Below are 20,982 nucleotides of genomic sequence, written 5' to 3' on the forward strand. Positions count from 1 at the left end.
CATGGCCAAGCGAATCGACGTCAGCGGCCTCTCCGCCTTCTACGGCACCCACAAGGCCATCGATGACATCTCGATGACCGTGGAACCCCGCTCCGTGACCGCCTTCATCGGCCCCTCCGGCTGCGGCAAGTCCACCTTCCTGCGCACCCTGAACCGCATGCACGAGGTCACCCCCGGCGGCCGCGTCGAGGGCAAGGTGCTGCTGGACGACGAGAACCTGTACGGGACCGGCGTGGACCCGGTCGCGGTCCGCCGCACCGTCGGCATGGTCTTCCAGCGCCCGAACCCCTTCCCCACCATGTCGATCTTCGACAACGTGGCGGCAGGCCTGCGCCTGAACGGCAGCTACAAGAAGTCCGAGCTCAGCGACATCGTGGAGAAGTCCCTCCAGGGCGCCAACCTCTGGAACGAGGTCAAGGACCGCCTGAACAAGCCGGGCTCCGGCCTCTCCGGCGGCCAGCAGCAGCGCCTGTGCATCGCCCGCGCCATCGCGGTCGAGCCGCAGGTCCTGCTGATGGACGAGCCCTGCTCCGCCCTGGACCCGATCTCCACCCTCGCCATCGAGGACCTGATCGGCGAGCTGAAGGAGCGCTTCACGATCGTCATCGTGACGCACAACATGCAGCAGGCCGCCCGCGTCTCCGACCGCACCGCCTTCTTCAACCTGGCCGCCGTCGGCCAGCCGGGCAAGCTGGTCGAGATCGACGACACGGACCGGATCTTCTCCAACCCGTCCGTCCAGGCCACCGAGGACTACATCTCGGGCCGCTTCGGCTGACCGGGATGTGAGGAACGTCCTGCGGTGCTGCATGGCGGTGCCACCGCAAGGCGAAAGAAAAGGGCCGGCTCCCCCTGGGTGGGGGGAGCCGGCCCGCTTTCGTACGGACGCCGCTACGAGACGAAGGCGAGGTCCACGATCCAGAAGCTGATCGCCGCCACCAGGGCCGCGGCCGGCATGGTGATGAACCAGCCGAGGATGATGTTCTTCGCCACGCCCCAGCGGACCGCGTTCACGCGCTTGGTCGCGCCCACGCCCATGATCGCCGAGGTGATCACGTGGGTGGTGGAGATCGGCGCGTGGAAGAGGAAGGCCGAGCCGAACATGATCGAGGCACCGGTGGTCTCCGCGGCGAAGCCCTGCGGCGGGTCCAGCTCGATGATCTTCCGGCCGAGCGTGCGCATGATGCGCCAGCCGCCCGCGTAGGTGCCCAGCGACAGCATCACGGCACAGACGATCTTGACCCAGATCGGGATCTCGTCGCCCGCGCCCTGCACGTCGGCGATGACCAGGGCCATCACGACGATGCCCATCGTCTTCTGCGCGTCCTGGAGGCCGTGGCCCAGCGCCATGCCCGCCGCCGAGACGGTCTGCGCGATCCGGAAGCCCCGCTTGGCCTTGTGCGGGTTGGCCCGGCGGAACATCCACAGGATGGCGACCATCACCAGGTAACCGACGACGAGGCCGACCACCGGGGAGACGAACATCGGGATGACGACCTTGTCGACCACCCCGGACCAGATGACCTCCGTCCCGCCGGCCAGGGCCGCGCCCACCATGCCGCCGAACAGGGCGTGCGAGGAGGACGAAGGCAGACCGAAGTACCAGGTGATCAGGTTCCAGACGATCGCGCCGACCAGCGCGGCGAAGAGGATCCACATCCCCCGGTTGCCGTGGGGCGTCGCGATCAGGCCCTCGCTGACCGTCTTCGCCACCCCGCTGCCGAGGAAGGCGCCGGCGAGGTTCATCACCGCGGCCATCGCCAGCGCCGCCCGAGGGGTCAGGGCCCGGGTCGACACGGAGGTGGCGATGGCGTTCGCCGAGTCGTGGAAGCCGTTCGTATAGGTAAAGCCGAGCGCGACACCGATGGTCACGATCAGAGCAAAGGTGTCCACGAGGTTCAGGACTCCTTGACCGCGATGGTCTCCACCGTGTTCGCGACGTGCTCGAACGCGTCGGCGGCCTCTTCGAGCACATCGACGATCTGCTTGAGCTTCAGCACCTCCATGGCGTCGTACTTGCCGTTGAAGAGCTGCGCGAGCAGCTTGCGGTGGATCTGGTCCGCCTGGTTCTCCAGCCGGTTGACCTCGATCCAGTACTCGGTCAGGTTGTCCATGGTGCGCAGGTGGGGCATGGCCTCGGCGGTCAGTTCCGCCGCCCGCGCCAGTACCTCGATCTGCTGCTCGACGCCCTTGGGAAGTTCTTCGACGTTGTAGAGGACGACCAGGTCGACGGCCTCCTCCATGAAGTCCATGATGTCGTCGAGGCTCGACGCGAGGTTGTAGATGTCCTCGCGGTCGAACGGCGTGATGAAGGAGGAGTTCAGCTGGTGGAAGATCGCATGGGTGGCGTCGTCCCCCGCGTGTTCCGCCGCCCGCATCCGCTCCGCGATCTCGGCCCGGGCGGAGGGATCCGCTCCGAGCAGTTCCATCAGGAGCTTGGAGCCCGTGACGATGTTGTCCGCGGATGCGGCGAACATGTCGTAGAAGCTCGTCTCCCTGGGGGTCAGACGAAATCGCACGTGAGGTCCTCGGGGTGCATTGGATTCGGTCAGGCTGATGCTAGGCGCATCCCCCGGCCACGGCTAACCGGCGGTTCCCCAGTGTCCTCCATCGGGCACAGTGGGCGTCACGGACCCCTGTCCAGCGGACCGCGGCCCAGTACCCTATACCCATGAGGGGTATGTATCCCTCATTCCGGACCACGGGAGGACGTATGACGACCATCGAGACGGAGGGCTCCGGAGCCGTCCACGGCTACCACCACCAGAAGGACGAGCACCTCAAGCGGCTGCGCCGGATCGAGGGCCAGATCCGCGGCCTCCAGCGGCTGGTCGACGAGGACGTCTACTGCATCGACATACTCACCCAGGTCTCGGCGAGCACGAAGGCCCTCCAGTCCTTCGCCCTCCAGCTCCTGGAGGAACACCTGCGCCACTGCGTCGCGGACGCGGCCGTCAAGGGCGGTACGGAGATCGACGCGAAGGTGGAGGAAGCCACGAAGGCCATCGCCCGCCTGCTGCGCACCTGAGGAACGCGGGGGTCCGGGGGCGGTGCCCCCGGCGGCGGCGTCCGCGCCCCTAGAGGCAGATGGCCATCAGCACTTCGTCGATCCGGTCCTGGCTCAGCCGCTCCTCCACCGCCGCCGAGGCCGCGATGATCAGCTCACCGCAGAGCTCGATCTCGGCGAGCGCCACGAGGTCCTGCACCGTCGTACCGCCTGCGGGAGTCACGCGTGTCACCTCTCTCTGCCGCCTTCGCCCGTCGGCGCTCGGCTCCCCAGCGTAGGGATCGCACGCCGTGCCGCGCATGACACGGATGGACCATTTCCGGATAGCGGGTCCATGGCCCGGACGCACCGTCCGGGCCCGCCACACCGCCTAGTCGGCGATCTTCCCGGCGTAAATGTCACCGCTTGCGGGCAATACGACGCTCACCGGGGTCCCGAACCCGTACAGCAACGTGGTCGACGAGACATCGATCACGCCATTCTTGACGTAGCTGAAGCGGTGCCTGACCTTGCGCAGGCGGCCCTCGTCGTCCAGGTACGCGTCGAACGGCACGCTGTCCTTGCTGAACCCTTTCGCCGCCGCCTCCAGCGCTCCCCTGATCCCCGGCGAGGCGCTCTGGGCGGCCCGCCCGATGTCCGTCGTGCCCCGGTAGTGCCGCACGGCGGTGCCCGACACCTCGGTCCGTCCCACGTACGTCACCTCCCGCGCCCCGCGCAGCAGCTCGGCGGCGGCCAGCGGATCGGTCGCCCCGCCGGTGACGAGGTTCCCGTCGGAGAGGGCGGCCGTGTCGAGGCGGACCCACTTGTCGTCGGGCACCCCGGCGCCCCGGTTCTTCATGTAGAGCGCGCCGGGGACGAGCAGCTCGGTGATGGGCCGGTGCTCGGGCTTGCCGGTCACGTCGGCGGGCAGCATCACCAGCAGCTGGCCCATCCGCTTGCGGAAATCGACGCCGCCCTCTCCCCGGATGGTGACCACGGTCCCGCCGGTGGCCATCTCCATCGCGGTACGTGCCCGGGCGCTCCCGGTGGCGGTGAGCGCGTCGGCCGCCCCGCGGACGGCCGCGAGGGGGTCCGCGGGCGGCCGGTCGTCGGCCGCCCCGGTTCCCGTACCGCTCGCGGCCCCGCATCCGCCGAGGCCGGCGACGGTCACCGCGACGCAGACCGCGAGCACCGCCTCGCCCGCGCGCCTGCGCCGCCGCCACCTGTGCTGGTGCACCACCATCGCCTGCCAACCCCCAACGCGTGACCGCTGTTTGCCCGAGGCCCCCACCCGCTCCGCTTAACGAGGTCCGGGGTTTCCCGTCACGGCCGACCGCTGTCCGGGACCCGTCCCCCACCGGACCGGACCGGGTACGGTGGAGGCGTGGATCCGCACACCAAAGCGACCCCGGCCCCTCCGGTTACCGCCGTTCCGCTGCCGCGTCACCCCGCGGAGCCGCCCCAGCCACCACCCGGCCACCACACGAGCACCGCGGAACGCGGCTCCTTCTGCCTGGCCGTCTGCAGCTGCGGCTGGACCGGCCCGGCCCGCCGCTCCCGCGACCTGGCCCGCAAGGACGCCACCGGCCACGCGGCGGGGTAGCCGCCGCCCGGGCCCGTACCCCGCGGCCGGGCGTGTCGCCCGTTCGGACGGCCCGGGTGGCCGGGCGGCGCGGGAGCGGCTGCCCTGGAGTCATGCCAGGAACCGCACCCCGCCTCGCGGCCCTCCTCTGGGCCCTGCTGATCGCGTTCACCCCCGCCGCTGCGGCCTGGGCCCGGCCCGTGGGCTCCGCGGACGGCCCCGGCGACGTGGCCCTGGCCATCGGCGTCACCACCGCGGCGGCCGTGGCCACCGGACTGTGGCTGCGCTCCCGCTACCGCCGGGACGACGCGGACCGCTCCGGCCGGGACGGCGGGGACGACCCCCGATGAGACCCCGGTCCCGGTCCCGGTCCCGGCCACCGTCCCGGCGCCGCTCCCGCCCGACCGCGGTCCGGCTCTGCTTCGGCGCGGCCGCGCTGTGCCTTCTGGCCGCCACGCTCCTGGCCCTGTGGCCCCCGGCCTGAGCCGGCCCTCCCGGACCGCTCCGGGCCGCCACGGCCCGAGGGGGACGGCCTACGCCGCGAGGTCGCTCTCCGCCGGCCGCTGCGCCAGCTCCACCGGCCGGGCCACGACCCGCTCACCGGCCCGTACCAGCCGCCCCGCGCGCGGCGTCCGCGCGAGCGCCCGTACCAGCGGGGTCAGCGCGGCCATGGCGAGCGGCGCCAGGAGCAGGACGACGGCGGTGCCCAGCGCGAACCCGCCGATGACGTCCGTCGGATAGTGCACGCCGAGGTACACCCGGCACAGCCCCTCCGCCAGCGCCAGCCCGATCCCGAGGAGCCCGAGCCGCCGGTTGGCCAGGAACACCCCGACGCCCAGCGCCATCAGCAAGGTGGCGTGGCCGCTGACGAAGGAGTAGCCGCCGCCCGGACCTCCGAGCACCTCCAGCCCCTCGTGCTGGAGGAACGGCCGCGGCCGCGCCACGAACCCGCGCAGCGGCACGTTCACGAGCAGGGCGATGGCGGCGGCGAGCGGTGCCCACACGAGGGCGGCGAAGGATTCGGCGGCCGCGGTCTCGTCCTGGCGCCGGGCCCCGCGCCAACACCACAGCACCAGAAGGAGCATGGCGAGCGGCAGTCCGTAGCCGCCGAGGAGCGCGACGCCGCGGTCGAACCAGCCCGGGGCGTGCCGGGCCAGGCCGTTGATCTCGTACAGCAGGCCGACATCCACATTCGGCCCACCCGTTGTGAGTCCAGCCATGCGACGCGGCCCCTTGCCTGCCTAGTCCCCTGCGGGCACACGGCGGTGTGCGCCCCTTCAACCCCCCCGCCGATCAGCCCCCGTGCTCATGGAACGCCCGTTCTGGCAGCTACGTTCCACTCTCCACCGAATGATCACTCCAACGTTATCCAAGAGTGATTCGTCGTCGCAGCTCAAGGCCTGCGCTTCACGCTGTGTCGCTAGGCGCCCGGGGTGGCCGCCGCACGCTCCGGAAGGGCCTCCGCGCCGTCCCTGGTCACCCGGGTCGCGCCGAAGTAGTCGGGCGTGTCGATCTTGTCGAAGCGGATGACCGCACCGGTGTACGGGGCGTTGATCATGTAGCCGCCGCCCACGTACATCCCGACGTGCCTGATCTCACGGGAGTTCGTCAGATCGTCGGAGAAGAAGACGAGATCACCGGGCAGCAACTCGGCCCGCGACGGATGCGATCCGGCGTTGTACTGGTCGTTGGCCACGCGCGGCAGCTCGATCCCCACCGTCTCGTACGCCGCCTTCGTCAGCCCCGAACAGTCGAACCGCCCGTCCTGATCGGCCGTCCCGTTGCCGCCCCACAGGTACGGGGTCCCCAGCTGCTTCTGCGCGAAGTAGATCGCCCCGGCCGCCTGTTGCGAGGGAGCCACCCGGCCGACGGGCGCCTCGAAGCTCTTGGCGAGGGTGGTGATGGCCTTCACGTAGCCCTGGGTCTCGCCGTACGGGGGCACGCCCCGGTACTGGAGCACCGCGCCCGGGCCCGCGTTGTAGGCCGCCAGCATGTTCGCGACCGGGTCGCCGGGCACCTTGCCCACGTACCGGGCGAGGTCGCAGTCGTACGAAGCGGCCGACGGGATCGCGTCGTTCGGGTCCCAGATGTCGCGGTCGCCGTCGCCGTCACCGTCGATGCCGTGGGTGGCCCAGGTGCCCGGGATGAACTGGGCGATGCCCCGCGCGTCGGCCGGGCTGACGACGTTGGGGTCCCAGCCGCTCTCGGAGTACAGCTGCGCGGCGAGCACGGCCGGCGTCAGGGTCGGGCACAGCACGCCCCACTTCTGCACCAGGGACTGGTACTTCCCCGGAACGGCGCCCTTCACCAGCCCCGCCAGACGCCCTCCGGCACCGCTCTGCAGCCCGGCGGCCGCCGAGTAGGTGCCGACCACGAGCAGGAGCAGGAAGCACAGGCACGCCCCGAAACCGACCCCGCCGATCACCCAGAATCTGCGCATCCGTCAACCCTCCTCCATGCACGTGCGTTTATCGGAGCAATCGCCACCCGTGTCGAATCATCCCTACTGTCGGCCCATCCGGTCAGCTCTTCCGATTGATTGCCTCCCGGAGCGGGCCCGCCGGGCACGCCGACGCCCCTCAGGGGCCACTGTCGAACCCCGTGCACCAGACGCTCTTGTGGTCGGTGTCCGACGTCGCGTGCCGGAACACCACCGTCCACGCCCCCGGATCCTGCGCGAGCGGGGGCGCCTTGACCCTCTTGCCGTCGAGCAGCATGGAGAAGTCGTCGGGATAGGTGACGTACTTCCACTTGGTGCCCACGCCCGCGTACACGTTGCGGGCCTCGGCCACGAAACCGAGCTGACGGTTCTCCGTCACCGCCGTGGACCGGCCGTCCGGCCCGACCTCGTGCCGCGGCTTCACGACGACGGCCACGTAGTACGGGGGCATGTCGGGCGGCGCCTGCTTGACCCGGTAGCCGATCTCCACCGTGCCCGCCGCGACCTGGTGGACGGGATCACCGGCCGCCGTGGTCACGGAGATCGCGAAGGCCGTCCTCGGGGTCTCGTCCACCGTCGTCGTACAGCCGCCGGACTTCAGCGTGGGGTCGAAGGCGTCGAAGTTCGGCGCCGTCTGACGGATGAAGACCGGCGGAGCCACCGGCGACGGCGTACCGCCCGCCCCCGGAGCGCCGGCCCGCGCGCCGGCCGCCGGGCCCTTCGCACCGTCCGGCGGCGCCCCGCCCCCGCCCCCGGACGGCAGCCGCCACACCGCGACCGCCGCCACCAGCGCCAACGCCGTTCCCGCGGCGGCCCGCACCACCGTCCGCCGCCACCCGGACCCGGACGGGGAGGGCGCGGACGGGGACGGGGACGGCAGCCCCGGCCCCCGCGTCCGCATCTCGTGCAGCGGCACCGCCTCGCCCAGCACGCCGAGCCCCGCGTAGAGCGGATCGTCGACCAGCGCGTCCCGCACCCCGCACCGGCGGACCACCTCGGCCGGGGCGGGCCGCGCCGCCGGGTCCTTCGCCACGCACGACCCGATCAGCGCGGCCAGCTCCGGCTCCACCCCCGCCAGGTCGACCGGCTCGTGCACGGCCCGGTAGCCCACGCCCGCCGCCGGCCCCCCGCCGAACGGCGGCCGCCCGGTGGCCGCGTACGCCAGCGTCGCACCGAGCGCGAAGACGTCGGCCGCGGCCCCCGCCACCGCCCCCAGCAGCACCTCCGGCGCCGTGTACCCGGGAGTCCCGGGCGCCTGGCCGTCCTGGGTGAGCACGGTGTCGCCCACACCCCGCGCGATGCCGAAGTCGATGAGCTGCGGCCCCTGCGCGCCCAGGATGACGTTCTGCGGCTTGAGGTCCCGGTGGGTGACCCCGTACGCGTGCACGCTCCCGAGCCCCTCCGCGAGCGCGGCGAACAGCCGGCGGCAGGTGGCCGCGGGCAACGCACCGCCGCGCCCGACCGCGTGGGCGAGCGTCGGGCCGGCCACGTACTCGGTGGCGATCCAGAACGGGGGCTCCGCCAGCGAGGCGTCGATCAGGTTCGCCGTGTACGCGGAGCGCACCGCGCGGATGGTCCCCGCCTCGCGGCGGAAGCGCGCCAGCGCCTCGGGGTGCCCGGTGATCTCGTCCCGGATGACCTTGACCGCCACCAGCCGCCCGCCCGGCGACCGCCCCAGGTACACCTGGCCCATCCCGCCGGCGCCGAGCCGGGCCAGCAGCGCGTGCGCGCCGATGTGCGCGGGATCGGAATCTCTGAGCGCCTCCACCCGACCGAGAGTGCCACACCGACTCCCCCCGCGGGCACCGGGGTTGGGCTCAGCGCGGGGCCACGAACAGGCTCTGCGCCCCGCGCCCGATCGGGCCCTTCTCGTCGTGCAGCCGGGCGTCGGCCAGCCCGATGCCGCCCGCGTCCACACTCGTACGGGACTCCACGCACACCCACTCACCCACCGGATGCCGGTGCAGGTGCACGGTGAGGTCCCCGTTGACGAAGACGAACCGGCCGAAGTCCATCACCGCGCTGATCCCGTTCCCCGAATCGGCGGCCACCAGCACCCGGTCCAGCGGCCGGACCGCCTCACCGGCCACCAGCGGCACCCGCATCCGCATCCAGCAGGTCCCCGGCCCCGGCTCCGTGAACGACCCCTGCGCGAACCGGGCCTCCACCGAGGAGTGGTACCCCTTCTCCCACGGCACCGGGAAGAACGGCGACTCCACCGCCTCCACCGCAGGCGCCACCACCGCCCCCGGCGTCACCGCCGGCACCGGCTCCCCCGCCACCCGGATCCGCAGCGCCCGCGCCAGCATCACCGGCCCGGACCCGCCCTCGGGCGTGAGGGCCGCCTCCACCAGCTCGGTGCTCCGGCCCGCCCGCAGCACGCTCGTGGTGATCTCCAGCGCGCCGATCGGCACCGGCCGCAGGATCTCGTACGTCACGCGCGCGATCCGCATGTCCTCCCGCGCCCCGGCCCGCTCGTCCACCGCCCGCGCCAGCAGCGCGGCCGGCGGCCCGGCGTGCTGCGCGCCCGGGTCCCACGGCCCGCGCGTGGCCTCGCCCGCCACGAACCGCCCCGCGTCGAGCCGTGCGTAGAACCCGTCCTCAGCATCCATGCCGCCGCACGCTACCCACAGGTAACCCCCCGCACCAGCCCCACGCCGGCGCCACGCGATGCCAGGCCGGTCGCCACGCCGGCCCCGCGCACGCCCTCAGCGCGCCAGACCCAGCCCGACCCCCAGCCCCACCAGCACCGACCCGATCGCCCGGTTCAACGCCTTCTGCGCCCTCAGCATCCGCTCGCGCAGCCGCACGTCCGAGAAGAACAGCGCCACCGCCCCGAACCACACCAGGTGCGCGGCCGACATGAACAGCCCGTACCCCACCTGCCGCCACGCCGGCGTCCCCGGCTCGACGACCTGCGTGAACGTGGACACCACGAACAGCGTCGTCTTCGGATTCAGCACGTTCGTCAAGAACCCCGACCGCAGCGCCCCCAGCGGACCCAGCGCGGACTTCGACTCCAGGTCCACCGTCAGCCCGTCCCGCGCCCGGAAGGTGCGGATGCCGATCCACACCAGGTACGCGGCCCCCGCGAGCTTGATCGCCGTGAACAGGGCGGTGGACGAGGCGATCAGCAGCCCGACCCCGAACATCGTGTACCCGACGTGCACCAGCACCCCCGCCGCTACCCCGGCGGCCGCGAACAGCCCGGTGGGCCGCCCGTAGAGGTAGCTGTTCCTGACGACCATGGCGAAGTCCGCACCCGGGCTGATCACCGCGAGCACGGTGATGAGGGCGACGGCGATCAGTTCTGTCATGCGGGCATGCTCACCGCCACCGTCCAACGGATCAAGGGCCTCCGGTAACAATGGAGGGTGCCCACCCCCCGCCCCGCCCTCCCGCCCCTCCCCCTCCTCCCCGTCCTCCGGGCGGACTGCGCCAACTGCTTCGCGCTCTGCTGCGTCGCCCTGCCCTTCGCCAAGTCCACCGACTTCGCCGTGAACAAGGCCGCCGGCACCCCCTGCAAGAACCTCCGCCAGGACTTCCGCTGCGGCATCCACACCCGCCTGCGCGACACCGGGTTCCAGGGCTGCACCGTCTTCGACTGCCTCGGGGCGGGACAGCAGGTCTCCCAGGTCACCTTCGGCGGCCGCGACTGGCGCGCGCACCCCGAAACCCGGACGGCGATGTTCGAGGCCCTCCCCGTGATGCGGCAGCTGCACGAGCTGCTCACGTACCTCGCCGAGGCCCTCACCCTCCCCGCCGCCGCCCCGGTCCACCCGGCCCTGCGCACGGCCCTGACCCGGACCGAGGCCCTGACCCGGGCCGACGCCGACACCCTCACCGCCCTCGACACCGGCGCGCTGCGCCAGGACGTCAACCCCCTGCTCCTGCGGGCCAGCGAACTCGTCCGCGCGAAGGCCCCGGGCCGCCGCAAGAACCACCGCGGCGCCGACCTGATGGGCGCCCGCCTCAAGGGCACCGACCTGCGCGGCGCCAGTCTGCGCGGCGCCTGCCTGATCGCCGCCGACCTCACCGGCGCCGACCTGCGCGCCGCCGATCTGATCGGCGCGGACCTGCGCGACACCAACCTGCGCGGCGCCGACCTCCGCGAGGCCCTCTTCCTCACCCAGCCCCAGCTCAACGCCGCCCAGGGCGACCCCGCCACCCGCATCCCCCCGGCCCTCACCCGCCCCGCCCACTGGCACTGACCGGCCCCGCGGGCACGGCGGCCGGGGCCCGGCGGGGTGGTGCGGGACCGGGGCCCCGCCCCCGCCGTGCCCACGTGCGCCCCCCGCGCCCCCGCCCCCACCACGGTGAGCGACCTCAGTAGGGCTTGACCACGGCCGTCCACCCCGAGGTGCACACCAGCGTCGTCGTGCACGAGTTCTCGTACACGTCCCCGCCGGTGGTCAGCACCTTCACGTACACCCGCCCGCCCCCCACCCGCACGGACACCCCGCACGCGCTCCGCGGGAACCCCGGCGTCCGGGCCCTCGTCAGGTCCTGCCAGTAGTACGCGCTCGTCGGCGTGGCCCGCGCCCCCACGTAGGCCTTCCCGCGGCTCAGCACGGCACTGAACTCCGAGGCACCCGCCCCGGAAACGGTGTCGATGTCGGCGCACGGCCCGGCCGGACCGGCGGGCCCCCGGTCCCCCTTCGGCCCCCGGGGACCCTGGGGCCCGCGCGGCCCCGTACACCCACCCCCGGCCCGGGCGACCTGGTCCTTCCCGCACCCGTACGCGTACCCCGCCCCGGGCTCGGCGGCCACCGCCGCCCCCGGCCCGGCCACGCAGCCCAGCACCAGCGGCACGGCCATCCCCAGGGCCAGCCACCCGCGCCGACCCGCCTTCGTCACGGAACCCATCCGGCTCCTCCTCACACATCACACGTCGTCACAGCCAGCGAACGACGGCAACCCTCCACCCAATCCACCGCAAACATAGAAAGACTGACGGAATGTCGGACAAACATCAGCGGGACGGCCCAACGACACGCCCTCCACTGCGCCGAACGGCCGCCCCGCACCCGGCCCCGCGCCCACCGGGCGGACAATCATTGCCCGGGGTCATGCACCGTGATACACAGAGTGACCAGGTCAGGGCGCGCGAGAGGGGCGCACGCCGTGATATCGGGTAAAGAGAGCCGCCAAGTCGACGACGGCGGCAGTTTCATCAGCGAAGATAGTGCGTGACCCCTGCCGTCGGGCACGGGCTACCGGAACTACCCATACAGGGGCGGTGAGTTACATGATCCTGGCAGCCGAAAAGGGCGACATCACCACCATCATCGGCGGAATCGCCCCGAACTGGGGGCCGTTCGGCAGTCTCGGCAACGAAGCGAAGGTCATGATCGAGGTGGTCATGGCCGTGGCGATCCTCCTCTGCCTCGGCATCGCCATCTGGGGCGCGGCCAAGCAGCGCATCGGCGCGACCGCCCTGCGCGACACCTTCAGCGCGGAACAGGGCAAGGGCCTGATCGTGGCCGGCCTCACGGGAGTCTTCATCATCGGCTCCCTCGGCACCCTCTTCACGATCGTCTACGGAATGGCCGTCTAGCCGAACCACCCGGCCCGGCCGCACCCTGATGACGAATCACCACACCGCGCCTGAGCGGAAACGAGCGCTACCGTCGAACGACGCGGAGGGGGCGGAGAAGCAATGAGCAACGACGACCATTACGGCGGCGGCGGAGAAGTCGGCGGCACGGGCCAGACCCGCACCCGCCTCCCGGACTCCCCCTCCGACCCCCACGGCCCCCGCCGCGGCCCCCGCCCCACCCGGGGCCTGGTCACGGTGGTCGGCGTCGTGGTCCTCCTCGTCGCCGCCATCGCGTTCGCGAACCGCTCCACCGACACCCCGGACACCACCACCGCCGACAAGGCCCCCCAGACCACCGCCACGTCCGCGACGGGCACCCCCCCGGTCACGACGAAGTCAGCCGGCATCCCCAAGGGCTTCGCCCACGACGAACAGGGCGCCCAATCGGCAGCCACCAACTACGCGGTGGCCCTGGGCTCGGACGCGATGTTCAACAAGAACACCCGCCACGCGTTGGTGGACGGTATCTACGCGCCCCAGGCGGCCGCGGCTCTCAAGGGCCCACAGGACGCCGCCTACAGCCCGGCCTTCCTCGCCAGACTCGGACTCGACGCCAACGGCGTGCCCCCACAGGGCAGCACCTTCGTGACCCGGACCGTCCCCGTCGGCACCCGCGTCGTGAGCTACGGCCCGACGGCCGCGAAGGTCTCGGTCTGGTACACCGGGCTCATCGGCATGTCCGGCGAAAAGTCCACGGACCCGGTGCGCACCACATGGAAGACCTGGACCTTCGAACTGAACTGGGTGGCCGAGGACTGGAAGGTCGTCGACGACACGCAACAGGACGGACCCGCCCCGGTTCCCGGAGACGTCCCCGTCTCCACGTCCGACGACATGAGCAAGGCCATCAAGGAGTTCGGAGGGTTCACCTATGCCCGCTAGCCTCCCTCGCAGGCTGGGCGTGATCGCTTCCGTCCACCTGGCCTTCGTCGCCCTGGCCACACGCGCTTACGCGGCGCCGAGTCCCACGCCCACACCGGGTGCTACCGCCCCCGGCACCGCCGGTCCCACGCCCAGCCCCCAGGGAAGCAACGACCCTTGCGCGCTGCTGGACGGACCGTCCAAGCAGTATTGCGAAGCAGGCCGGGGAACCGGCACGGGAACGGGAGCCGGACTGGCCCCCAGCGACGGCGCGAACGACGCACTCAACCCCCTCTCCTCCCTGGCCAAGGGCTGCGCCGACGCCGCCGCCTGGATCGTCGGCAAGCTCAGCGAAGCGATCAAGGGCACCGCCAACGTCGACTTCACGAACCCCGCCTTCCTCCAGCAGTACGCCGTCGTCTTCGCCGCCTCCACCATCCTCACCCTCGTCCTGTGGCTCCTCGCCGTCGCCAAACGAGCCATCCGCGGCGTCCCCCTCAGCACCGCCATCTCCGAAGCCATCGGCTTCCTCTGGCTCACCGTCCTGGCCTCCGCCTTCACCCCCCTGATCCTCTACACCGTCGTCTCCGCCACCGACGGCGTCACCGAGGTCATCGCCTCCGCCACCGGCGGCCAGACCGACGTCTTCTTCGGCTCCTTCTCCGAAGCCCTGAAGAAGGGCGAGGACATCGGCGGCGGCCCGATCATGCTGATCGTCGTCGCCCTCGTCACCGTCCTCGCCGCCGGAGTGCTCTGGCTGGAGCTCGTCATCCGCGCCGCCCTCCTCTACGTCGGCGCCCTCCTCGGCACCGTCGTCTACTCCGGACTCGTCGACCGCAACATGTGGGGCCACGTCCGCCGCTGGGCCGGCATCATGATCGCCGTCATCCTCGTGAAGCCGGTCATCGTCATCGTCCTCGGCCTCGCCGGAGCCCTCGCCGGAGAGAAGGGCCCCAACGCCTTCTCCGCCGTCGTCTCCGGCCTCGCCATCATCCTCCTGGCGATCTTCGCCTCCGCGATGATCTACCGCTTCGTCCCCGGCTTCGGCGACGAGATCGCCTCCGCCCGCAGCAACCGCTCCAAGGCCACCGACGGCGCCCAGGCAGCCGCCGTCATCAGCTCCCCGGCCTCCCTCGTCTCCCAGGGCATCAAGACCCACAGCAGCCGCGGCGGAGGCGGCGGCGCCCACCGCGCCGACGGCGGCTCCACGGGCGGCGGCGGCAACCAGCTCTCCGGAGGCATGGCCGCCCACAGCAGCCGAGGCTCCGGCGGCGGATCCGGCGGAGGCACCGGCGGCGGCGGCATCCCCGCCGCACCCCCGCCCCGCACCGGCTCGAGTACGAGGAACACAGGCACCACCGGAAACACAGGAGGTGACGGGCGTTGACGACCCAGTCCCACCAGCTCCACCCGATCGCGCCCCGCCGCACGTATCTCATCGGCCGGGCCCGGCCGAACGCGATCGTCGGCAAGAACCGCGAAACCGGCGAGATCGCCCTGATCATCGTCGGCGCGTTCTTCGGCATGATGAGCGGACTGCTCGTCCCCGACCTCACCCTGCGCATCGTGAGCCTCGCCGGCTTCCCCATGCTCGCCCTGGCCGCCGTGTACGTCCCCTACAAGGGCCGCACCTTCTACCGCTGGTTCGAAATCAGCCGCAGCTACAAGCGCACCCTGCGCCGCGGCACCACCTACCGCTCCTCCGCCGTCGAAGCCGGCACCCGCGCCGCCGACGGCCGCGAGGTCGAAGTCGGCCCGCCCCCCGGCATCGGCCGCATCAACTGGCTCGCCGCCCCGTTCGGCCCCGACGAGATCGCCGTCCTCCTGCACGCCGACCGCCGCACCGTCACCGCCGCCATCGAAATCGAAGGCCCCGGCGTCGGCCTGCGCGACAGCGAGGACCAAGAAGCCCTCGTCGACCGCTTCGGCACCCTCCTCAAGCACGTGGCCAACGGCGACGGCTTCGTCACCCGCCTGCAAATGCTCGCCCGCACCCTCCCCGCCGACCCCGACGCCCACGCCAAGGACGTCGCCCAGCGCGGAGACACCCACGCCCCCGGCTGGCTGCGCGACTCCTACGACCAGCTCCAGTCGATGGTCTCCACCTCCTCCGAACAACACCGCGCCTACCTCGTCGCGTGCATGCACTTCACCCGCGACCTGGCCGCCGAAGCCGTCACCATCGCCAAGGCCTCGACCCCCCACAAGGGCCGCAAGCTCGACCGCGACGCCGGCCTCGCCATCGTCATGGCCCGCGAACTCACCGACATCTGCGCCCGCCTCGCCGAAGCCGACATCCGCGTCCGCCAGCCGCTCGGCCAGGGCCGCCTCTCCTCCCTCGTGCACTCCATGTACGACCCCGACCACCCCATCGACCACATCCAGGCCATGACCAAGCGCAACGCCTGGCCCGCCGAACTGGACGCCGTCGAACCCACCTACCTCCAAGCCAAGACCCGCGAATCCTCCACCCGCGCCCCCTGGTGCCACGCCACCGCCTGGGTCAAGGAATGGCCCATGACCCCGGTCGGCGTGAACTTCCTCGCGCCCCTCCTCGTCCACACGCCCGACGTCATCCGCACGGTCGCCGTCACCATGGACCTGGAACCCACCGAGATCGCCATCGAGCGCATGCTCACCGAGAAGACCAACGACGAGGCCGACGCCTCCCGCGCCGCCAAGATGAACCGCACCGTCGACCCCCGCGACATCGCCGCCCACGGCCGGCTCGACCAGAGGGGTGAAGATCTGGCCAGCGGCGCTGCCGGAGTCAACCTCGTCGGGTACATCACGGTGTCCTCGCGTTCACCCGAAGCCCTCGCCCGCGACAAGCGCACCATCCGCGCCTCCGCCGGCAAGTCCTACCTGAAGCTCGAATGGTGCGACCGCGAGCACCACCGCGCCTTCGTCAACACCCTGCCGTTCGCCACCGGCATCCGACGCTAGCTGGAGGGAATGGCCGCCATGCGAGATCCCATGTCCGCGCTGACGGACGCCTTCACCAGCTTCCTCTTCGGCAAGGTCGAAACCACCCGCCTGCCCGTACGCACCTCCACCGGGCAGGCCCAGGCCGTCTACCTGCCCACCGCCGCCCCCGGCCTCGGCGACTCGGGCGTCATCATCGGCCGCGAGGTCTACAGCGGCAAGGGCTACATCTACGACCCCTTCCAGCTCTACGGGCAGCAACTCCCCGCACCCCACTGGCTGGTCCTCGGCGAATCCGGCAACGGCAAGTCCGCCCTGGAGAAGACCTACGTCCTGCGCCAGCTCCGCTTCCGCGACCGCCAGGTCGTCGTCCTCGACGCCCAGGGCGAAGACGGCGTCGGCGAGTGGAACCTCATCGCCCAGCAGCTGGGAATAACCCCCATCCGCCTGGACCCCATCGCCGCCAACGACGACGGAATCCGCCTCAACCCCCTCGACCCGGCGATCACGACGACCGGACAGCTCGCGCTGCTCCGCACCATCATCGAAGTCGCCATGGGCCACGGCCTCGACGAACGCTCCGGCTTCGCCCTCAAGGTCGCGCACGCCTACGTCGTCGGCGCCATCACCACCCGCCAGCCGGTCCTCACCGACATCGTCGAACAGCTGCGCCACCCCGAACCCGAATCCGCCCTCGCGATGAACGTCGACATAGACGACGTCCGGGCCTGGGGCCTCGACGTCGCCCTCGTCCTCGACCGGCTCGTCGACGGCGACCTCCGCGGCATGTTCGACGGCCCCACCACCGTCGGCATCGACCTCGACGCCCCGCTGATCGTCTTCGACCTCTCCCACATCGACCGCAACTCCATCGCCATGCCCATCCTCATGGCGATCGTCGGCGTGTGGCTGGAACACACCTGGATCCGCCCCGACCGCAAGAAGCGGATCTTCCTGGTCGAAGAGGCCTGGCACATCATCAACAGCCCCTTCGTGGCCCAGCTGTTCCAACGCCTCCTCAAGTTCGGCCGCCGCCTCGGCCTGTCCTTCGTCGCCGTCGTCCACCACCTCTCCGACGTCGTCGACGGCGCGGCCGCCCGCGAAGCCGCGGCCATCCTCAAAATGGCCTCCACCCGCACGATCTACGCCCAGAAGGCCGACGAGGCCCGCGCCACCGGCCGCGTCCTCGGCCTGCCCCGCTGGGCCGTCGAGATCATCCCGACCCTCACCCCCGGCATCGCCGTCTGGGACGTCAACGGAAACGTCCAGGTCGTCAAACACCTGATCACCGAATCCGAACGCCCCCTCGTCTACACCGACCGCGCCATGACCGAATCCTCCGCCCCCCAGCTCCCCGACGACCTGCTGGCCGCCGAACTCGAAGCGGAGGAACGCGCCCTGTACATCGAGCGCCAGCGCGGCGGCGGCCCCGGCTCAGCGACCACGGTGGCCTGACCATGCCCGACGCCAGACGTACGGACCCCCAGGCGCGGGCCGGCGGCATCCCGGACGGAGTCCTCGTCGGCCTGCTGGCCTTCCTCCTCGGCCTCGCCGTCCTCGTCTGGTCGGCCACCGGCCTCGCCGCCCTCTTCACCAAGGGCGCCTGGCCCGCCGCGGTCACCTTCACCAACACCCCGCGCGCGGTGCGCGCCCTGATAACGCAACCCCACGACATCGCCGCCGCCTGGCCGGACACCGACCCCACCGCCCTCTCCGGGTGGGGCCTGTTCTGGGGCCTGTTCATCAGCCAGCTCCTGGTGCTGCTGGTCGTCACGATCTTCACCCTCGGCGTGGTCGCCCGCACCAAGGCCCGGCGCGCCGCCGCCCATGACCCCCAGCCGGAGCCGACCCGCACCGAGGCCCCCACGGCCCCACCGCAGGCCCGGGCCCACCCCACCCCCGCCCCGGCGCCGACCGCCCACGCCCCCACCGCCGCGGCCCCCCGGCCCCGCCCACCGGCCACACCGGCCGCACCGGTCCCCGCCCACGCCCCCGCCACGGCGGCCCACACCCACCCCGCCCCCGTCGACGAGGCCTACCGCTACGGCTTCGGCTACGCCCCGAAACCCACGGCTCCCCCGGCCCCCGCGGCCCCCACGGCCACCCCGCTCACCACCACCCCCCGGCTGGCCTACGGCACCCCCGCGGAACGCCACCACCTCGCCGCCCAGAGCATCGCCGCCGCCGAGGGCGCCGTCCTCGTCGTCACCTCCTCCCCCGCACTCTGGTCGGACACCAAGGACGCCCGGGCGAAACTCGGCCCGGTCCTCCTCTACGACCCCTCCCACCTGTGCGACACCCCGGCCCGCATGCACTGGAACCCCGCCGAGGGCTGCGCCGACCGCGACACCGCCGCCGCCCGCGCCATCGCCCTGCTGGCCCCCGTACGCCCCCAAGCCCGTCTCGACGCGGCCGTCGCCGACACCGCCGAGACGCTCCTGCGCAGCTGGCTCCAGGCCGCCGCCCTCGACGACCGCCCCTTCAAGCAGCTGCACCGCTGGGCCCAGGGCACCTCCGCCCAGGACGCCGTCCGCATCCTGCGCACCCACCTCCAGGCCGCCCCCGGCGCCGCCGGCGAGCTGGAGAGCGCCCTCATCTCCCACCCCGAACGCCGCGAACAGGCCCAGCACCTGACGGCCCGTGCGCTCTCCTGCCTGACCTCGATCCACATCCGCGAGGCCTGCACCCCGAACCGAACCGACGCCCTCACGCTCGCATCGTTCCTGACGGAAGGGGGCAGCCTCTACGTGGTGGGCGAACCCCTCGAAGACCCCCGGGCCCACCCGGGTGCGATGCCCCTCCTGACCGCACTCGCCTCCAGCGTGGTCGAGCACGGCCGCCGCATGGCCGTACGGTCATCCGCCGGTCGGCTCGACCCACCACTGACGCTGGTCCTCGAGGACGTGGCCGCCGTCGCCCCGCTCCCCCAGCTCCCCGAGCTCCTCGACGACAGGACGCTCCCGCTGCTCGCCCTCTGCCGCAGCCGCGAACAGGCCCGCGCCCACTGGCCACAGGCCCCCCTCGACTAGCCCGCGGGCCGGACCATGACGTACTCCCGCTCCTCGGCGCCGTCCTCCAGCGGCACCACGCGCCCGCTCGCCACGAACCCGAACCGCCGGTAGAAGGCCGCCGCCCGCGCGTTCTCCCCGTGCACGAAGAGCCGTACGCGTTCCGGCGCGGGCTCCTCCAGCGACCAGGCCCACTCCAGCGCCGCCGCGAACAACGCTTCGGCCAGGCCGCCCCCGCGCCGCTCCTCCCGCACGAACACCCCGACGAGGTGCCCCTGGGTCCGCTCGACGGGCTCCCCGAAGAAATCCGTGGCCCCCGCCTCCTCGACGAGGACGGTCACCGAGCCGTCCCACACTCCGTCGGGACCCTCCGCGACGAACTGCCGGGCTCCCCGCCCCCCGGCCGCGCCCGCGGCCCGGTCCCGCCAGAAGGAATCCGGCCGGCCCTGCGCGGCGTCGAGGGTCTCCAGGAACGCCACCGGCGCCGCCCGGTCCCGCAGCGCGTCCAGCCGCAGGGCTTTGACCTGCTCCCATTCCTCGCCCCGTACGGAACGCACCACATGCTGATCCAGCTGATCCATAATTCCGGATCCTAACCACCGCCATGGGTGCACACTGCACCCATGTCCCATCCCGACCCGGCCCCCCATCACACCTCGGCCCTCGCGCATGTCACCGCCCTGTCCAGTGGCCCCCCGCTGGACCCGGAGCTGCCGCTCACGCTCAACTTCCAGCCGGACCGCACGGCCGGGGACCGGCCGATCCTCGAAGCCCTGGCCGCCGACGGGACGTACCGCTCCCAGTTCGTCACGGGGACGAGCAACGGGGGACTCACGGCCCACCCGGGCGGCGCCCGCTGGCACTGGGAGAGCCGCATCTTCGGCGGTGCCTACGACGCGGCCCCCGCCGAAGCCCGCCCGGTGTACGGCGCCCTCAACTTCCGCCGCGACCCGGCCGGCGCGGCCCCCCGCTTCGGCTCGGCCCACTTCCGCCTCCGCCCGGAAGCCCTCGCGCGGACCACGTTCTGCTACCCGGACAGCTACCTGGAGCCGGAGTCCTTCGGCGTCGCGTCCCGCATGTCGCTGATCGCCCTGGCCGAGGCCGACGAGCAGGACGCCCTGGACGACTACATCGAGGCCCAGGTCCACGGCCCGGTCCGGCTGGACCGCGATGTCGCCGCGCTCGTACTGGACCCCAGCTACCGGAACACCGAGGTCGAGGCCGCCGCGGCCGCCCTCCCCTGCCCCGTCGAATGGCACCCGGGATTCCACCTCACGGTCGGTGAGCTCCGCCGCCACCCCGCCAACCGCGGCCAGGAGTTCGTCGATCTGGGCTGCTCCCTCGCCGTGGCCGGCGCCCTGACCCCGCACGTCCTCGGCGAAGCCGCCCGCACGGGCGATCACGACGCACAGGCCCTGAAGCGCGTCTGGCACTACCTGGCCCGCTTCGGAGCCCGGCAGCCCCGTTGAGAAGAGCCGGCTGCGGAAAACGGCCCGTAAACGCAGAAAAGCCCCGCACCAGTTACCTGGTGCGGGGCTTTCCCACAATGATTGTTCGGCGGCGTCCTACTCTCCCACAGGG

Annotated in this window: 23 protein-coding genes; 12 read left to right on the forward strand and 11 right to left on the reverse strand. The window is 72.2% G+C overall.

From position 1 onward, the window contains the following. Window position 1 precedes the first annotated feature (1 nt). Entirely contained in the window at window positions 2–778 is a 777-nt protein-coding gene (gene pstB, locus ACGFXC_RS29460) for a phosphate ABC transporter ATP-binding protein PstB (RefSeq protein ID WP_393717794.1), read from the forward strand. 113 nt (window positions 779–891) lie between these two features. Here pstB and ACGFXC_RS29465 read toward each other — a convergent pair whose 3' ends face one another. Both ACGFXC_RS29465 and ACGFXC_RS29470 read right to left on the reverse strand, forming a co-directional pair. Further along, window positions 892–1,893, reverse strand: a complete 1,002-nt coding sequence (locus ACGFXC_RS29465) for an anion permease (protein ID WP_393717796.1) — start codon at window positions 1,891–1,893, stop codon at window positions 892–894. Between the two features lie 5 nt (window positions 1,894–1,898). Next, window positions 1,899–2,519 carry a DUF47 family protein gene (locus ACGFXC_RS29470; protein ID WP_351826668.1) on the reverse strand — a complete coding sequence of 207 codons (621 nt, stop codon included), beginning with the start codon at window positions 2,517–2,519 and terminating at the stop codon, window positions 1,899–1,901. A gap of 194 nt (window positions 2,520–2,713) precedes the next feature. Between ACGFXC_RS29470 and ACGFXC_RS29475 the strand changes: the two genes are divergently transcribed. Next, the gene (locus ACGFXC_RS29475; protein ID WP_351826669.1) at window positions 2,714–3,028 is read left to right on the forward strand and encodes a metal-sensitive transcriptional regulator; all 315 of its coding nucleotides are present in this window, start codon (window positions 2,714–2,716) and stop codon (window positions 3,026–3,028) included. Window positions 3,029–3,077: 49 nt separating this feature from the next. On the opposite strand, the gene ACGFXC_RS29480 is transcribed toward ACGFXC_RS29475, so the two are convergent. After that, window positions 3,078–3,230, reverse strand: coding sequence for a hypothetical protein (locus tag ACGFXC_RS29480; protein ID WP_393717843.1), 153 nt, complete (start codon window positions 3,228–3,230; stop codon window positions 3,078–3,080). Window positions 3,231–3,377: 147 nt separating this feature from the next. After that, window positions 3,378–4,229 (reverse strand): hypothetical protein, encoded by an 852-nt coding sequence (locus tag ACGFXC_RS29485; protein WP_393717798.1) that lies wholly within the window; start codon window positions 4,227–4,229, stop codon window positions 3,378–3,380. 141 nt (window positions 4,230–4,370) lie between these two features. Between ACGFXC_RS29485 and ACGFXC_RS29490 the strand changes: the two genes are divergently transcribed. After that, window positions 4,371–4,589 carry a hypothetical protein gene (locus ACGFXC_RS29490; RefSeq protein ID WP_393717845.1) on the forward strand — a complete coding sequence of 73 codons (219 nt, stop codon included), beginning with the start codon at window positions 4,371–4,373 and terminating at the stop codon, window positions 4,587–4,589. 92 nt (window positions 4,590–4,681) lie between these two features. After that, window positions 4,682–4,918: a hypothetical protein gene (locus tag ACGFXC_RS29495; protein WP_393717800.1), complete on the forward strand. Its 237-nt coding sequence runs from the start codon at window positions 4,682–4,684 to the stop codon at window positions 4,916–4,918. 183 nt (window positions 4,919–5,101) lie between these two features. Here ACGFXC_RS29495 and ACGFXC_RS29500 read toward each other — a convergent pair whose 3' ends face one another. The 5 genes from ACGFXC_RS29500 to ACGFXC_RS29520 all read right to left on the reverse strand — a co-directional run bounded on the left by ACGFXC_RS29500 (window position 5,102) and on the right by ACGFXC_RS29520 (window position 10,325). Next, a complete protein-coding gene (locus ACGFXC_RS29500) occupies window positions 5,102–5,788 on the reverse strand; it encodes a phosphatase PAP2 family protein (RefSeq protein ID WP_393717802.1) in 687 nt (228 codons plus the stop codon). A 200-nt stretch (window positions 5,789–5,988) separates the two neighbouring features. Next, window positions 5,989–7,008, reverse strand: coding sequence for an NlpC/P60 family protein (locus ACGFXC_RS29505; protein WP_393717804.1), 1,020 nt, complete (start codon window positions 7,006–7,008; stop codon window positions 5,989–5,991). Window positions 7,009–7,147: 139 nt separating this feature from the next. After that, window positions 7,148–8,776, reverse strand: a complete 1,629-nt coding sequence (locus ACGFXC_RS29510) for a serine/threonine-protein kinase (protein WP_393717805.1) — start codon at window positions 8,774–8,776, stop codon at window positions 7,148–7,150. A gap of 49 nt (window positions 8,777–8,825) precedes the next feature. Then, complete coding sequence (locus ACGFXC_RS29515; RefSeq protein WP_393717807.1) at window positions 8,826–9,620, reverse strand: thioesterase family protein; 795 nt, start codon at window positions 9,618–9,620, stop codon at window positions 8,826–8,828. 96 nt (window positions 9,621–9,716) lie between these two features. Further along, window positions 9,717–10,325 carry a LysE family translocator gene (locus ACGFXC_RS29520; protein WP_393717809.1) on the reverse strand — a complete coding sequence of 203 codons (609 nt, stop codon included), beginning with the start codon at window positions 10,323–10,325 and terminating at the stop codon, window positions 9,717–9,719. Between the two features lie 57 nt (window positions 10,326–10,382). Between ACGFXC_RS29520 and ACGFXC_RS29525 the strand changes: the two genes are divergently transcribed. Beyond that, complete coding sequence (locus tag ACGFXC_RS29525; protein ID WP_393717811.1) at window positions 10,383–11,219, forward strand: pentapeptide repeat-containing protein; 837 nt, start codon at window positions 10,383–10,385, stop codon at window positions 11,217–11,219. Window positions 11,220–11,334: 115 nt separating this feature from the next. Here the strand turns inward: ACGFXC_RS29525 and ACGFXC_RS29530 are convergent, their stop codons facing one another. Further along, complete coding sequence (locus ACGFXC_RS29530) at window positions 11,335–11,874, reverse strand: hypothetical protein (RefSeq protein WP_393717813.1); 540 nt, start codon at window positions 11,872–11,874, stop codon at window positions 11,335–11,337. A 382-nt stretch (window positions 11,875–12,256) separates the two neighbouring features. On the opposite strand from ACGFXC_RS29530, the gene ACGFXC_RS29535 reads away from it, so the two are divergent. The 6 genes from ACGFXC_RS29535 (at window position 12,257) to ACGFXC_RS29560 (ending at window position 19,422) form a co-directional block, all read left to right on the forward strand. Then, window positions 12,257–12,565, forward strand: coding sequence for a hypothetical protein (locus ACGFXC_RS29535; protein WP_008742356.1), 309 nt, complete (start codon window positions 12,257–12,259; stop codon window positions 12,563–12,565). 102 nt (window positions 12,566–12,667) lie between these two features. Further along, a complete protein-coding gene (locus ACGFXC_RS29540) occupies window positions 12,668–13,489 on the forward strand; it encodes a hypothetical protein (protein WP_393717815.1) in 822 nt (273 codons plus the stop codon). Beyond that, window positions 13,479–14,855, forward strand: a complete 1,377-nt coding sequence (locus ACGFXC_RS29545; protein WP_393717817.1) for a hypothetical protein — start codon at window positions 13,479–13,481, stop codon at window positions 14,853–14,855. The genes ACGFXC_RS29540 and ACGFXC_RS29545 overlap by 11 nt, the downstream gene beginning before the upstream one ends. Further along, window positions 14,852–16,414, forward strand: a complete 1,563-nt coding sequence (locus ACGFXC_RS29550) for an SCO6880 family protein (RefSeq protein ID WP_393717819.1) — start codon at window positions 14,852–14,854, stop codon at window positions 16,412–16,414. Before ACGFXC_RS29545 ends, ACGFXC_RS29550 begins: the two co-directional genes overlap by 4 nt. Before the next feature lie 18 nt (window positions 16,415–16,432). Further along, entirely contained in the window at window positions 16,433–17,848 is a 1,416-nt protein-coding gene (locus ACGFXC_RS29555; protein ID WP_393717821.1) for an ATP-binding protein, read from the forward strand. Window positions 17,849–17,850: 2 nt separating this feature from the next. Further along, entirely contained in the window at window positions 17,851–19,422 is a 1,572-nt protein-coding gene (locus ACGFXC_RS29560) for a type VI secretion protein (RefSeq protein ID WP_393717823.1), read from the forward strand. Here the strand turns inward: ACGFXC_RS29560 and ACGFXC_RS29565 are convergent. Continuing rightward, complete coding sequence (locus ACGFXC_RS29565) at window positions 19,419–19,982, reverse strand: GNAT family N-acetyltransferase (protein ID WP_393717825.1); 564 nt, start codon at window positions 19,980–19,982, stop codon at window positions 19,419–19,421. The two genes, ACGFXC_RS29560 and ACGFXC_RS29565, sit on opposite strands and share 4 nt — an antisense overlap. 42 nt (window positions 19,983–20,024) lie before the next feature. Between ACGFXC_RS29565 and ACGFXC_RS29570 the strand changes: the two genes are divergently transcribed. Beyond that, window positions 20,025–20,870 (forward strand): DUF3626 domain-containing protein, encoded by an 846-nt coding sequence (locus ACGFXC_RS29570; RefSeq protein ID WP_393717827.1) that lies wholly within the window; start codon window positions 20,025–20,027, stop codon window positions 20,868–20,870. Window positions 20,871–20,982 lie beyond the last annotated feature (112 nt).

This window comes from Streptomyces sp. NPDC048507, from assembly GCF_043199995.1.
In the GTDB taxonomy this organism is placed as follows: Bacteria; Actinomycetota; Actinomycetes; order Streptomycetales; family Streptomycetaceae; genus Streptomyces.